The 12,378-nt window shown below is 64.6% G+C and carries 14 protein-coding genes; 3 read left to right on the top strand and 11 right to left on the bottom strand.

Translation table 11 applies throughout. The features are described from left to right. Nucleotide 1: 1 nt before the first annotated feature. The gene (locus tag ABIB78_RS21480) at nucleotides 2-1,213 is read right to left on the bottom strand and encodes a DUF2235 domain-containing protein (protein WP_429028272.1); all 1,212 of its coding nucleotides are present in this window, start codon (nucleotides 1,211-1,213) and stop codon (nucleotides 2-4) included. 20 nt (nucleotides 1,214-1,233) lie between these two features. On the opposite strand from ABIB78_RS21480, the gene ABIB78_RS21475 reads away from it, so the two are divergent. Beyond that, nucleotides 1,234-1,560: a hypothetical protein gene (locus ABIB78_RS21475; RefSeq protein WP_429028270.1), complete on the top strand. Its 327-nt coding sequence runs from the start codon at nucleotides 1,234-1,236 to the stop codon at nucleotides 1,558-1,560. Further along, nucleotides 1,557-2,084, top strand: a complete 528-nt coding sequence (locus ABIB78_RS21470; protein WP_429028267.1) for a hypothetical protein — start codon at nucleotides 1,557-1,559, stop codon at nucleotides 2,082-2,084. Before ABIB78_RS21475 ends, ABIB78_RS21470 begins: the two co-directional genes overlap by 4 nt. Nucleotides 2,085-2,102: 18 nt before the next feature. On the opposite strand, the gene ABIB78_RS21465 is transcribed toward ABIB78_RS21470, so the two are convergent. From ABIB78_RS21465 to ABIB78_RS21420, 10 genes are all read right to left on the bottom strand, one after another. After that, the gene (locus ABIB78_RS21465; protein ID WP_429028264.1) at nucleotides 2,103-3,479 is read right to left on the bottom strand and encodes a vWA domain-containing protein; all 1,377 of its coding nucleotides are present in this window, start codon (nucleotides 3,477-3,479) and stop codon (nucleotides 2,103-2,105) included. A 6-nt stretch (nucleotides 3,480-3,485) separates the two neighbouring features. Next, the gene (locus ABIB78_RS21460; RefSeq protein WP_429028262.1) at nucleotides 3,486-4,433 is read right to left on the bottom strand and encodes an AAA family ATPase; all 948 of its coding nucleotides are present in this window, start codon (nucleotides 4,431-4,433) and stop codon (nucleotides 3,486-3,488) included. Between the two features lie 163 nt (nucleotides 4,434-4,596). Next, complete coding sequence (locus ABIB78_RS21455; RefSeq protein WP_429028260.1) at nucleotides 4,597-4,914, bottom strand: hypothetical protein; 318 nt, start codon at nucleotides 4,912-4,914, stop codon at nucleotides 4,597-4,599. A gap of 170 nt (nucleotides 4,915-5,084) precedes the next feature. After that, nucleotides 5,085-5,717: an HAD-IA family hydrolase gene (locus ABIB78_RS21450; protein ID WP_429028257.1), complete on the bottom strand. Its 633-nt coding sequence runs from the start codon at nucleotides 5,715-5,717 to the stop codon at nucleotides 5,085-5,087. 171 nt (nucleotides 5,718-5,888) lie between these two features. Beyond that, nucleotides 5,889-6,575: a methyltransferase family protein gene (locus tag ABIB78_RS21445; RefSeq protein ID WP_429028255.1), complete on the bottom strand. Its 687-nt coding sequence runs from the start codon at nucleotides 6,573-6,575 to the stop codon at nucleotides 5,889-5,891. 97 nt (nucleotides 6,576-6,672) lie between these two features. Then, the gene (locus tag ABIB78_RS21440) at nucleotides 6,673-7,014 is read right to left on the bottom strand and encodes a hypothetical protein (RefSeq protein WP_429028253.1); all 342 of its coding nucleotides are present in this window, start codon (nucleotides 7,012-7,014) and stop codon (nucleotides 6,673-6,675) included. Between the two features lie 36 nt (nucleotides 7,015-7,050). Then, complete coding sequence (locus tag ABIB78_RS21435) at nucleotides 7,051-7,230, bottom strand: hypothetical protein (RefSeq protein ID WP_016842277.1); 180 nt, start codon at nucleotides 7,228-7,230, stop codon at nucleotides 7,051-7,053. A 56-nt stretch (nucleotides 7,231-7,286) separates the two neighbouring features. Next, nucleotides 7,287-7,478, bottom strand: a complete 192-nt coding sequence (locus ABIB78_RS21430; RefSeq protein ID WP_429028251.1) for a hypothetical protein — start codon at nucleotides 7,476-7,478, stop codon at nucleotides 7,287-7,289. Nucleotides 7,479-7,652: 174 nt separating this feature from the next. Further along, on the bottom strand, nucleotides 7,653-10,106 hold the full coding sequence (locus ABIB78_RS21425) for a S8 family serine peptidase (protein ID WP_429028248.1): 2,454 nt from the start codon (nucleotides 10,104-10,106) through the stop codon (nucleotides 7,653-7,655). Between the two features lie 356 nt (nucleotides 10,107-10,462). Beyond that, nucleotides 10,463-11,134: a LuxR C-terminal-related transcriptional regulator gene (locus ABIB78_RS21420; RefSeq protein ID WP_429028246.1), complete on the bottom strand. Its 672-nt coding sequence runs from the start codon at nucleotides 11,132-11,134 to the stop codon at nucleotides 10,463-10,465. A gap of 433 nt (nucleotides 11,135-11,567) precedes the next feature. On the opposite strand from ABIB78_RS21420, the gene ABIB78_RS21415 reads away from it, so the two are divergent. Beyond that, on the top strand, nucleotides 11,568-12,329 hold the full coding sequence (locus tag ABIB78_RS21415; RefSeq protein ID WP_429028244.1) for a S1 family peptidase: 762 nt from the start codon (nucleotides 11,568-11,570) through the stop codon (nucleotides 12,327-12,329). Nucleotides 12,330-12,378 lie beyond the last annotated feature (49 nt).

Raw genomic sequence — 12,378 nt, 5'->3', positions numbered from 1 at the left:
GTCAGGCCGTCGGAGCGGGCGGCGGTGTCATCTGCTCGACCTTGTAGGTCTTCGGCAGGTTGATCGGCTTGTAGGTCGGATCCTTCTCCATGCGTTCAAGCACCGAGCTATGGATGGTCGCGCCTTCCGGAATCGGCCGCGGCTCGCCGTGCGGCAGATAGAAGCCGAGGAAGGATTTCCGCTGGGGCCATTCCTTCCATTTGTCGCTCTTCGGAATCCACTCCAGGATTTCCCAGGCGGCGGTCAGCGAATTGTGCAGCGGCGCCGTCGCGCTCGGCGGCACATATTCGTGCGTGTGCGGCGGCAGCGGCATCCCCCAGGCGAGATGATCGATCAGCGCCTGGTCGACGCGCAGCCCGGCGGCCTTGACCTGCTCCAGCATCCAGATCAGCGGAAACTTCGAGGGCCCGCTCTGGTCCTCCGGATAGCCGCCGCCGACGTCGGAATGCACGCCGGCGAACCAGACCTGGCGAATGTCCTGCTCCACCGCCGTCGAGGGATCGAACGGATCCGAGCGGAATTTCTGCGGCTCGATCCAGCGGTTGAGGCGGAACATGCGCCTGCGCTCGTCGATCGAGATCGCCTGGCGGAATTGCCTGACGCTGGAATTGGTGCGGGTGAACAGCAGTGTCTGCATGTCGAACAGGAAGTTGTCCTGCCGCGGCACGATGATCGAGGCCACGGTGTCCCAGACCCCGACGAACTCGATGTCGATGTTGCGGCCGCCGGCGATCTGGCTGAAGTGCCAGGCTTCCTTCAGCGGAGCATCGTCGAACGTGCCGTCGGACTTCTGGGCGTCCGAGCTGGCTTTCTTGTAGGTGTTGAACGCGTAGTCCGCGATATCGAGCTGGTCGATCGGCAGGAGGCCCATCACATGAACGAAGGCCGCCAGCACGCGCACGGTGTAGGCGCCGCGGCTGAACCCGAACATCCAGACCCGGTCGCCGGGCTCCCACGTCCGACATAGGAACAGGTAGGCGCCGAGCGTGTCCTTGTCGAGACCGGCGCCGAAGGCCAGCCCGAACAGGCCGCGCATCTGCTGCTTGATGCGGCCCCAGGTGTTCTCCAGGCCGATCGTGCCGAGACCCGGATGATAGTAGATCCGCTGCCGGTCATCCTTGTCGGTGACGCGAAACAGCTTCAGGATGTTGGAAATATTGGCCCCGATCTCGTTGCCGGTGCCGTCGCAACAAATCACAATATCCTTCGGCATCCGTTGCCCCCGCGGTCGCCGTGAAATTCGTGGCCTCTATGTACGGCAGAACGCAGGGAAGATTCAATCTTCAATTGAAGAGGGTTCTGTGTGTGCGCCGTATGAACGGCGGCGGTGCAGTGCAGCTGAAGCCTGCGGTCGGCATCGGAATCGGCCGGGTGCTCACTCCGGATAGCGATCCGCAGAATTCAATTGCAACACTCCGGAAAAGATGGAAATCTCACCGTCGCTCATTGTTGTATCGCGTTGATATTTTCTTCCTTTCGGGGACTTCGCCGGTGCGCGAGATCATCTTGCCTGCGGGTTTCCGCAGCTTCCTCAACATCGACAGGAACGGATCGGCATGAGCCATCAAGCTCTCGTGACGATCATTCTCGCGGGACCGGTGGTGATAGCGTTCGGACTGTTCTGGTGGGTCGGCAGCTATTCCGATCACGTTTTTGCCAACAGATTCCGCACCCGCTTTCCCGAGAAGACGCTGGGCTACACCGGCGAACAGCTCGGTCAGCTGGTGCAGTCCGATCTCCGGATGAAATATGTCTTCCCGATCCTGTTTCCACTCGATCTGATCGTCATGCTGGCGCTGGCTGGCGCGATGGGCGCGGCGTCATCGCACTGGCTCGACCAGATCTATCCGTCCGCGGCGTGGCTCGGCCTGGTCGTGCCGGCGGTATATTTGCTCAGCGACCTGATCGAGGATTGTCTGCTGGCATGGCTGTTGTTGCGCGGCGACCCGCAGGCGGCGGCGCGATCCGTGTCGGTCCTGAAGGCGATCACGACGATCAAGCTCGTCAGTATCTTTGCCTCGATCGTGCTGACATTGGTTGCGTTCGCCGGGTGGCTGGTCCGCAGCCAATCGCTCGCGATATAGACGGCGCGGCCGAGCAGCCTATTGATACGTCGCCACGATGTCGGAGACGGCGCGCTCGAGCTGCCGCGCGGTCCCGCATTGCCGCACCACGGTGCAGAAGGTCGCGTAGCGCGGCATCTCGGAATCGCCGAAGCCCCAGACCATGCGGCCCTCGGGATTGAGCCACACCAGCCGTTTGGAGCGCTCGCCGATGCGGCGCAGGATATCGGCGCGCGGATCGAGATTGTTGCTGCGGGCGTCGCCGAGCACGATCACCGTCGTCTGCGGCGTGATCGCGCTCATCCAATTGTCTTCGAAATCGGCGAAGGAGTTGCCGTAATCGGACGAGCCGAAGCCGACTTTGGACATGATCTCTTTCATCGCCTCTTCCGGCGATTTCGATTCCAGGATGTCGCTGACCTCGATCAGGTGGCCCGAGAAGGCGAATGAGCGGACGTCGTCGACGACCTCGTGCAGGCTGTGGATCAAGAGCAGGAAGAAGTCCGAGACGCGGGCGACCGAACCCGAGACGTCGCACAGCGCGACGATTTTCGGCCGGTCGCGGTGCTTGCGCTTCCACGCGGTGAGGAAGGGGACACCGCCCCAGGCCGCGTTCCGGCGCAGCGTGCGGCGGACGTCGAGATGGCCGCGGCGCTGGCGCTTGCGTGGCTTGGAATAGCGCTCACGCAGGCGGCGCGCGATCTGGCGGATCAGCGCGCGCATCTGCTCGACCTGACGCGGCTCGATCCGCGCCAACGGCGCGTTGCGCAGGATCTCGTTGCGCAAATTCTCCGCTTCCTCGCGGCCGTAGAGCAGCAGGGCCTGCGAGACGGCGTCGCGAACCGTGCCGCGCAGGCCGTTGAGCGCCTCCTGCAGCCGCTCGGCGAGCGCCGGATTGCGCGTAGTCAGATCGTCGATGTCGTCGCGGAGGCGCTGGATGCCCATCGCATCGAGGATGCGGGTCTGGAAGATGCCGCGCTGGGTGAAGTAGCGGATGTCGGGCAGCGAGGCGGCGCCGGAGGCGTTGGCGATCGCCGTCGATATCGCGGAGCGATCCTGCGACAGCAGCATCTGCGCCAGCGGCCCGACATTCTCGCTGGCGGCGCCGCCTGCCGTGTCGCCATGCTCATCGGCCGATGGGTTGGCGCCGGATTCGCTGCTGTCGTCCGTCTTGTCCTGCGCAGCGTTTTCTTGCTGTGGCTCGGGCCGGCTGAAGAACAGATCGAAGCATTCGCCGAGCGCGCGCTTCTCGTCCTGGGTCTTGGCAAGCGTCAGCAGGAACGTATCGCGCAGGATGTCGCGGTCGGCAAAACCGACCTGGGCGACCGCCCGCATCGCATCGATGCTTTCGGCGGGCGAGACCCGGACCCCGGCTCCCCGCGCCGCACGAAAGAAGCGATGCAGGTTCTCGCGCATGTTGGTTTAGCTGAACACGCCTTGGCGCGACGCCTTGGCGATGAAGGACGAGATCTGCGGCGTCGCCGCCTCGATATCGGTCTCGTATTTCAAGAGCACGTTGAGTGTGTCCTTGACGATCTCGTGGTCGAGCTCGCTGGCTTGCAGCAGCACCAGCACACGCGCCCAGTCGATCGCCTCGCTGACCGAGGGCAGCTTCTTCAGATCCAGTGAGCGGATCTCGTGGATGAAGCCGACCATCTGCCTGCGCAGCGTCTGCGAGATGCCGGGCACCCGGCTCTCGACGATGCGCTCTTCCAGCTTCTGCTCGGGGAAGCCGATATGCAGATGCAGGCAGCGCCGCTTCAAGGCGTCGCCGAGATCGCGCTCGCTGTTCGAAGTCAGGATCACGGTCGGCGGCGCGACCGCGGAGACGGTGCCGAGCTCGGGGATCGTGACCTGGAAGTCCGAGAGGATCTCCAGCAGCAGCGATTCGAATTCGGCATCCGACTTGTCGATCTCGTCGATCAGGAGCACGCAGCCGGCCGGCTGCTCCAGCGCCTGCAACAGCGGCCGCGGCTCGACGAATTCCTTGGAGAAGAACACGTCGCCGAAGGTGTGGAGCTGGTCGAGCGCTGCGGCCAGCGTCTGCGCGCCGCCGAGCACCTCGCCGAGCTTGTCCTTCAGGATCTGCGTGTAGAGCAGCTGCTTGGCATATTTCCACTCATACAGCGCCTTGGCCTCGTCGAGGCCTTCATAGCATTGCAGGCGGATCATCTTCATGCCGCGCCATGCGGCGATCGCCTTCGCCAGCTCGGTCTTGCCGACGCCGGCGGGGCCCTCGACCAGGATCGGCTTCTCGATCTGCTGCGACAGATAGACCGCGGTCGCGATCTGCCGGCTCGCAATATAGCCCTGTGCGGCGAGGCCGCTTTCCACCGCCTCGATCGAGGCGGTGGGCCTGGTGTCAGCCACGAGGATCAGCTCCGAATTTGCCTTGAACTCGGACCTGTTCTGCGCCCGTTGCGGGCAAAGCACAAGGCTCGTTTGGCCCGCAAAGGCAAGGGGCTAAAGGCTGGGGTTAGCGCATGGTTCCGGAGTATTTCCGCCGAGCGCAATACCCCGGAGGCGGTTGCCTTTAGCCCGCACAGCTCTTCACGAAATCCTTGCGCTGCGAGCCGGTGATCTTCTGGTCGATCGCCTGCTTCAAGCAGTCGAGATGCGCCTGCGCCATGCAGAGCTGCATTTGGTCATGCCGGTCCTGACCTTTCAGCGCCTTCGCCGCGCTCTGGCAGGCCGCGCGCTTCGCACCGGGTACCGGCGCTGCCGCCGACGTGCTCTCTTGCGCGGGAGCAGTCACAGGCGCTGCCGCCGGCGCTGATGTTGATTGCGCGAACGCTGCGACCGAGACCAGCAGCGAGCCAGCCGAGACAAGGACGACGACGAGACGTTTCATGGGATGTGCCTCCGCGGGCATGATCCGGAGAAGTGAACGTCGGTTTTCCGGAACGTCATGCTCAGACCAGGAAAGGGATCACGGTGCGCTTTCGCGATTGCCGTGATCCAAGGGAGGCCTACGATTAGCGGCGGCCGCCTGAATGCGGAGTGAATGCGCGCGGAACCGCTTCACCTCAGCGTGAGCCCGGTCGCAGCTTCGAGCTCGGAGATCGCCTGCGCGGCGTTCGCGACCTTGATCGTGGTCATGCCCATCTCGCGCGCCGGCTTCAGGTTGACGCCGAGATCGTCGAGATAGACGCAGTGCTTCGGGTTCACCTGCAGCGTCTCCACCATCATCTGGTAGATGCGCGGATCGGGCTTGCGCAGGCCGATCTTCGCGGATTCGATGACGTGATCGAACAGCGACATCACCTCGGCGACATAAAGCGTGCGTCCGCTATGGCTGCCGATCGCGTTCGACGGCAGATTGTTGGTGATGCAGCCGGTCTTGAATTTTGCCTTGATGCGCTTCAGCGCCTCGACCATTGCCGGCCGCAGGTCACCGGAGAGCAGCGGCAGCACGTCCTTGCCGCGCACCTCGGCGCCGAGCGCCTTCGACTCCGTGGCGAACAGCTCGTCGAACGCGTCGATACCGATTTCGGCGCGCTCGAACTTGGCCCAGGCGTTTTCGAGATGGTTGGCGGCGTTGGTGCGGCGGATGATGTCGATGGGCAGGCCACGCTCGGTCTCATAGCGCGCAAATGCCTCGAACGGCGACGTGGTCAAGACGCCGCCGAAATCCCAGATCACTGCCTCGATCATCAATGTCCTGCCCGTTAATGTCCTGCCCGTTGCAAAGCGGCGGCTTCGCCTCGGGTCGTCCGGCCGCTTGGCAGGAGGACAGGGAAACGCGCGTTCAGCCTTCTTTATTGGAATTGCCGCCGATCAGGCAAGTCGCCAGTTTGCGGCAATATCCGCCACGCGGAACGCGGGTCACCAGACCATCGGCACCAGGCGATAGCGCACGCGCGCGAGATATTCGGCATAGCCGTCGAGTTCGGCGGTGAGCATCCGCTCCTCCATCATGGATCTCAGGCCGAGCAGCGCCACCATGACCGGCACGATGGCAAGGCCATACCAGGATCCGAGCAGCAGCGGCGTGCCGACATAGGTCAACAGGCCGCTGGCATAGATCGGGTGCCGCACATAGGCGTACGGCCCCGTGGTCACCGCAGCATGCCCGCGCTCGCGCTGGATCTTCACGACCGGCGCGGCGTAGCTGTTTTCCCGGTAGGTCCGGTAGACGATGTAGAACGACGCCGCGATCATCACCGCGCCGGCGCATTGCAACCAGAAGGGGACGAGCGATGTCTGGTAGCGGACCGCATCGAGCGCCATCAGCGGCAGCCAGGTCAGCCACAGCAGCGGCATGATCGATGTGATGACGCGATCCCACCCGACCTGGCCGCTTGACGTGCGCCGCTCCGCCAGCAACCCCGGATCGTGCCTGGCGAGCCAGGCCTCGGTGATCAGCGCTCCGATTGTGACCTCGAGCAGGAACGCCCAAGCGCCGGCCCATCGCATGGTGCCGGCCGCGAGAAACAGAAGTGCCCCGAGGCCGATGAACGTGAAGGCGGCGTGGCGCAGATTGATGCGAGGGGGATTGCCGGTCTCGTTCATGTCTCTCTCCGACGAGCGGCAACGGCCGCGCCGCCGGATCGGGCGGGCCGTTGCATGTCTGCGCGGCGGATCGACGCGCGGTTCGGCGCGAAGCCGATCACGGTCTACGAGTCCAGTTTCGCGCCTGTCCGGAATAGACCTTGCCCGGCAGCGCGCGCGCCATCGGATCGAGCAGGATCTTCATCGCGGTGTTGAGCCGCTCTTCCGAATGCGGCGACCCATCATGGCGCAACTGTTGCGGAGCGCCCGGCCCCTGCGGAGGTGCCATGTAGGCTGACGTGGTCGGCGGGGTGGGGGTGGTCGCGATCTTCGGACGGGCGACAAGCGCGGCGTCCATCGGGCGCCGCGCCTCGGCAATGCGTGACGCTGCGGATGCTGTTTCCGCAGGCGGCGGAGAGGCTGCGCTGTCGGATCCGGATTTGCGGGGCGGTCTTGCCATGGCATCGGCTCCATAGGTTCGGTGGTGACGACGATTTCAGGATTTGTCCTCGTCGGATGTGGTGCGTTTGGCGATGATCGGGTTGCGGTCGCTGATCGCGGCGATCAGCGAGGCGTGGCTCACGACTGACGACACGACGATCTTTCCGGAGGGCTCGATCCGGCGACCGTTCTGCTGCTGCTGTTGTGGGCTTCTGGCAGTGGATTTCTGCATCATGTCGGTCTCCTCGAAGGCAGGTGGGGCCCGACAACGCCGGGCCCCGAGTTTGGCGATCAGATGCCGAAGGCGCCGAGGACGCCCGGCAGCGCCTGCGCGACGCCGCCGAGGATATCCGTCCAGCCCTGCGGGTTGACCGACCCGTTGGTCGCCACTTCGGTAATCCGCTTCGGACCGCGCTCGATGCCCTCACACTGGATCGGGCTACGCACGCTGCCGAAGGTCTCAAAGTCGTTCCTTGCGTACATGTTCAGCTCCTTCTTTCGGTTTGAATTGACGGCAGCTACCGGAGGTGGGCACCGACCGGCGCAACCGTCGCTGGACGTCGCCCGGGCGATCGCTCATCGCGTCGATCCCCCGGACCACGTGACGCCAAATCGCGCCACGTTCTGATCTCCTCCGGACGCAGAGGAGCAATCGCGTCAATAGACCTGCCACTGCCGTAGCGGTCCGACCGCAACCGGCACCACGTCGCTCACGTCGATCGTGTATTGATAGACTTCGCGCGCCTGGGTCAGGACCTGCGTCGGGTTGAAGAAGCGGTAGGTCACGTCGTGGCAGACCGAGTCCGGGCGGCAGATCACGCTCTGGTCGACTTCGACGGTGTCGAGCCGGAGGCCCTTCTTGGCGACGTCGGTGAAGATCTTCCGCGTGTTGTAGGCATTCATCGCCGAATAGTTCAGTGCGCGATCCTGCGGTGAGAGACCGACATTGCGGAACTCGTTGTAGATCCGCTCGAGGAAGCCCTCCGCGCCGGCGGGCCAGGTCTCGACGTCGGGCCCGAACAGCGTGTAGAGATCCCACTGGTAGAAGCCGCGCCAGTCGGTCACCAGCGTCGGCACGACGGTCCCGTTCAGGAGCTTGGTCGTGTTGGTGCTGTCGACCCAGCCGGCCATCGAAACCCGTGCAACGCCGCCGCGACCCGGGAACGCGGGAGGCGTGGTCGGTGGCGTGTCGTCGCCGGGCGCCACAGCCGGAACCATGGTCTGGGTGTTTGCGGGATCCTCATGTGAGACTTCCTGGTGCCAGAGCGCCAGGATCAGCGCGGCGAAGAATCCGAGACCAAAGACATCGAGCGGCTTGATCGCGTAGATCGGAATCGAATCGATCGTCAGCGTCCAGATGATGGCGTCGGCGTCCGGGAAGTTGTTGCCGGAGCCGGCCGGCGTGGCGTGCTCGCCGTCCGCCTGATTGAGCAGATAGCGTGCCATGATCTGCGGATTGTACGGCGCCGAGGTATCGCCGGAGCGGTCGCGATCCGGTCCGAATGCCGGAAGGCCGCGCCCGACCAGGCTGTCGCGCCAGTTGGCGATCGCCTGCACGAAATAGTCGAGGCGGGCTTCCTTGCCGAAATCGTAGAACAGCCTGCCGATCGGGAAGGCGAACTGACCGGAGGACTCGGCCGCAGCGCCTTGCGGACGCATGCCGCCGCCGCAGCCGCAGCTCTTCTCGCTGGTTCGAACCGCGGGCGCTTCGTACATCGGCAGTGCCTGAGGCATTGCGACGGGAAGGGCGTGGCTCGGCATCAAGGCAGGGAGCTGCTGCGGCTGCAGCCAGGTTTGCGGCATCATGCCGGCCGGCGGCATCGCCATCTGCGGCATCATCATCTGTGGCATAGCCATCTGCGGCATCGGCGCCGGCATCCAGACCATGTCGCCGCCGGTATGGGGGGCGTGATACGGATAGGGCGCGGGCGCTGTGATCGGCGCGGCGACGACACCGTGGTCAACCGGGGCCGCCATGGCCGCAGGTGCCGCCGCTGCGGCAGCCTGGGCCTCGCTTGGCATGATCCCGGCGCTGCCTCGCAGGACCGAGCCGTCCGGCCCGAAAATGCGCGGAGCCGATGGTGCAGACATTGCTGATAGATCTCCCATGGAACCCTCTCTGGTTGCAGTTGGCTGAGCGGCGGATGACGGTTGGACGAAAGGGCGCGCGGACACTCCCCAGAAGCGGGGAGGCGCGGCCGTGGCACCCGACGGCATGACGGCATCCGCCTGCTCGCCAAGCAGGGCGGCGACAGCCGCGGGAATATCGAGCCGTCCGGCGAGGCAGCGCGAGGCGCTGCCGTCGCTGCGGCAGGGCACCGCGCTTTCGAGTAGCGCGGCCCGGACGGCCTGCGGATCGGCCCTGCGTCCGTTCTGGTGCAGGCATGAGAGCAGCAGCGCGACGACGCCGGTGACGATCGGCGCAGCGAAGCTCGTTCCGGAACGCAGGCTGACGTTGCGGACCGGCGAAGCGCCGGCGATATTCTCGCCTGGCGCGAGGATGCCGTTCTCGAGATAGGCATCGCCGAAATTGCTGAAAGGCAGCGGATTGCCGGCCAGGTCGCACGCGCCGACCGCGAGCACCGAAGCGAGGCTGCCGGGCACCTGGACGCAGCGGCAGCCGTCATTGCCGGCAGCGGCGACGATCAGCTTGCCGGCGCGTTCGCAGGCGCGGACCGCGTCGACCAGAATCCGATCGGCCCGTCCGGTCGCCGATTGCTGGCCGCTGCTGATGTTGATGATGTCGGCGCCGACCGCCAGCGCCTGGTTGATCGCGAGCGCCAACGTGCTTTGCGAGGACGGCTCGATCTGCCCGGCGGCATTCTCGCGATAGATCGAGAACACCGTCGCGCTGCAATTCGGCGCGACGCCGAGCACCGGGCTGCCGGGCGTGCCCATCAGCACGCTTGTGACATGGGTGCCGTGCTCGGACTGGATCATCGGCGAAGACGGCGCGACGAACTGGCCGCCGACGGCGACGCGGGCCTGCCTGAGCGAGGGATGATTGAGGTCGACGGGGCCGTCGATGATCGCGATCTTCACCGCGGGGTCGCCGCCCGACGTTCTCTGCCACAAGGCAGCCAGACCAGCGATGTCGGCAACTGGATTCATGAAATCGATCCCGGCCGATCTGCTGCGAATTCGTGCAACCGATCCGGCTCCCACGGCAATTTGCATTCACGCAACGATCGAAAAGGAGCGGCACGTCGTTGCGTTGGTGCAGTTGTGGCAGCTGTGCCGCGAAAGGCCTATTCACCGCGGTGGATCAGAAAGGATCGAGGTGATGATGCGGATCGATCGGTCCATGAGGTCGAGCGCGTGCCTCGAAAGATCGACCAAAGGGTTTAGTCGGGATTGATCTCACGGCGCGATGCGTGCGCAGGCGCATCTGCAGAGATACGCCGCATCTCCGCACGCATGCGTGGAAGCATCGCGGTCAGCCGCACACGGAATTCAGGATGCTGGGGTCAGTCGAGCTCGCGGCGGCGATCAGGGATCGGCGCAGATGATGCGATCCACGGCGCTTCGCGCACCCGCCGCATCGCCTGCGCCCGGCGCGGCAGGCCGAGCTTCTGCAGCACGTGATGGACGTGATGTTTGACGGTCGCAAGACTGAGATTGAGATCGCGCGCGATCTCCTTGTTCGACAGGCCCTGTCCGATGAGCTTGAGGACCTCGCCTTCGCGGCGCGTCAATCCCTCCGCATCGGTCGTATCCGCCTGACGCTCCATGCAAAACAGTGCGCGCAGCAGGCCGCCGGAAATCTCGGCGCTGCAGGCGAGCCGTCCTGATGCGACGTCCGACAGTGCGCGGCAGAGTTCATTGAAGCTGGCATTCCGGGAAATGTAGCCGCTGAACCCGGCCCGGCCGCAGCGGACGACGTCCCGGCGGTCCTCGTTGAGGCCGAGCGCCACCAGGGCGATCTCCGCATGCTCGCTCGCAATCACGCGCACTTCGTCGAGATCGATGCCTTGTGTGACGTCGATCAAAATGACATTCAATCCGCTGGTCTTGAGGGTCTCGCGCAGGCCGGCGAGATCGGAAACCGCCGCCTCAATGGCAAACTCGGCGTGGTTCTCGAAACTCGACGTAAGCCCCTCGCTGAACAGCCTGATCGGCGTGACGACCGCGATCCTCATATTATCCTCGAATTCAAAAATGGCGGATGGAAAGCCGTCTGTAGATCAACGGCACCGGCATCCAGAAAGTCATGAAGGTAAGTATGCGGTATGCTGCCGGAGGTTGTATTGCTATAGGGTCAAAATTACGGCCGCGATACGTGCACAATCAAGAGACACAGTTCACATTCGAACGTCGATCGGGTCATGCAGTGCGATCCGATGTGTTGCATATCGCGACAGCACGGCGACGCGGAGCGCGCACGGTCGATCGTGGCGCAGGATTTTGGCGGCGACTTCAACGCCGTAGCCGTCGTCGACTAGATATTTAGACAATTGACGCGTGCAGGTTCGGATGCTCTGTACAACATTGCGTGTTCTCCGGGGCCGAGTGTGAGCGACGCAATGTCGCGCTTCGGATATGTCAGGTTTCAATGAAGATCAACGGGGATCCATGACGGGCTTGATTCGAGCGACAGCCTTACTGACCGTGTTGATGGCAACGCCGGCGTTGGCCATCGTCGGTGGTGGCGCGCCGTCGACTGATGGCGTTGCGCACTCCGTCGTCACCATCGTCGGTTCACGCGGTAATTTCTGCACCGGCGCGCTGATCGCGCCGAAGGTGGTGCTGACCGCGGCGCATTGCGTGCAGCCCGGTGCCGACTACAAGATCGTCGAGTATGGCGCGGACCGGCAGCCGAAGCTGCAGGACGTCAAGACGGTCGCGATCCATCCCGGCTTTCGGATGCAGGCGATGACCAATCATGTCGCGACCGCCGATGTCGCGCTGCTGCAGCTCGCGGTACCAGCGGCAGGCAAGGCGCCGGCCGCGCTCGGCATGCCCAACGTTCCGATCCAGGTCGGCGGCCGCTTCACCGTCGCGGGCGTCGGCGTCACCGTGCGCGGCGATGGCAAGAGCGGCGGCAGCACGCGTGTCGCCGGCCTGATCGCGAGCGGCAAGCCCGGCACGCTGCAGATCCGTCTCGTCGACCCGGTCGGACAGGGCGTGCGCGACGGGCTCGGCGCCTGCACCGGCGATTCCGGTGCGCCCGTGTTCGAGGACAAGCAAGGTGGGCCCATTATCGTCGGCGTGGTGAGCTGGTCCACCGGCCCGAACGGCACCGCCGGCTGCGGCGGCATCACCGGCGTGACACCGCTAACGCTCTATCGCGACTGGGTGATGCAGACCGCGCGGCAGTGGGGTGCGGGGTTTTAGCAAGGCCGTCATTGCCGGGCTTGACCCGGCAATCCATCTCATTCGGAAG

The organism is Bradyrhizobium sp. I1.14.4 (assembly GCF_050435825.1).
Lineage (GTDB): Bacteria > Pseudomonadota > Alphaproteobacteria > Rhizobiales > Xanthobacteraceae > Bradyrhizobium.
The sequence above is the reverse complement of the archived record's forward strand: the minus strand, read 5'-3'. Positions and strand labels throughout refer to the sequence as shown.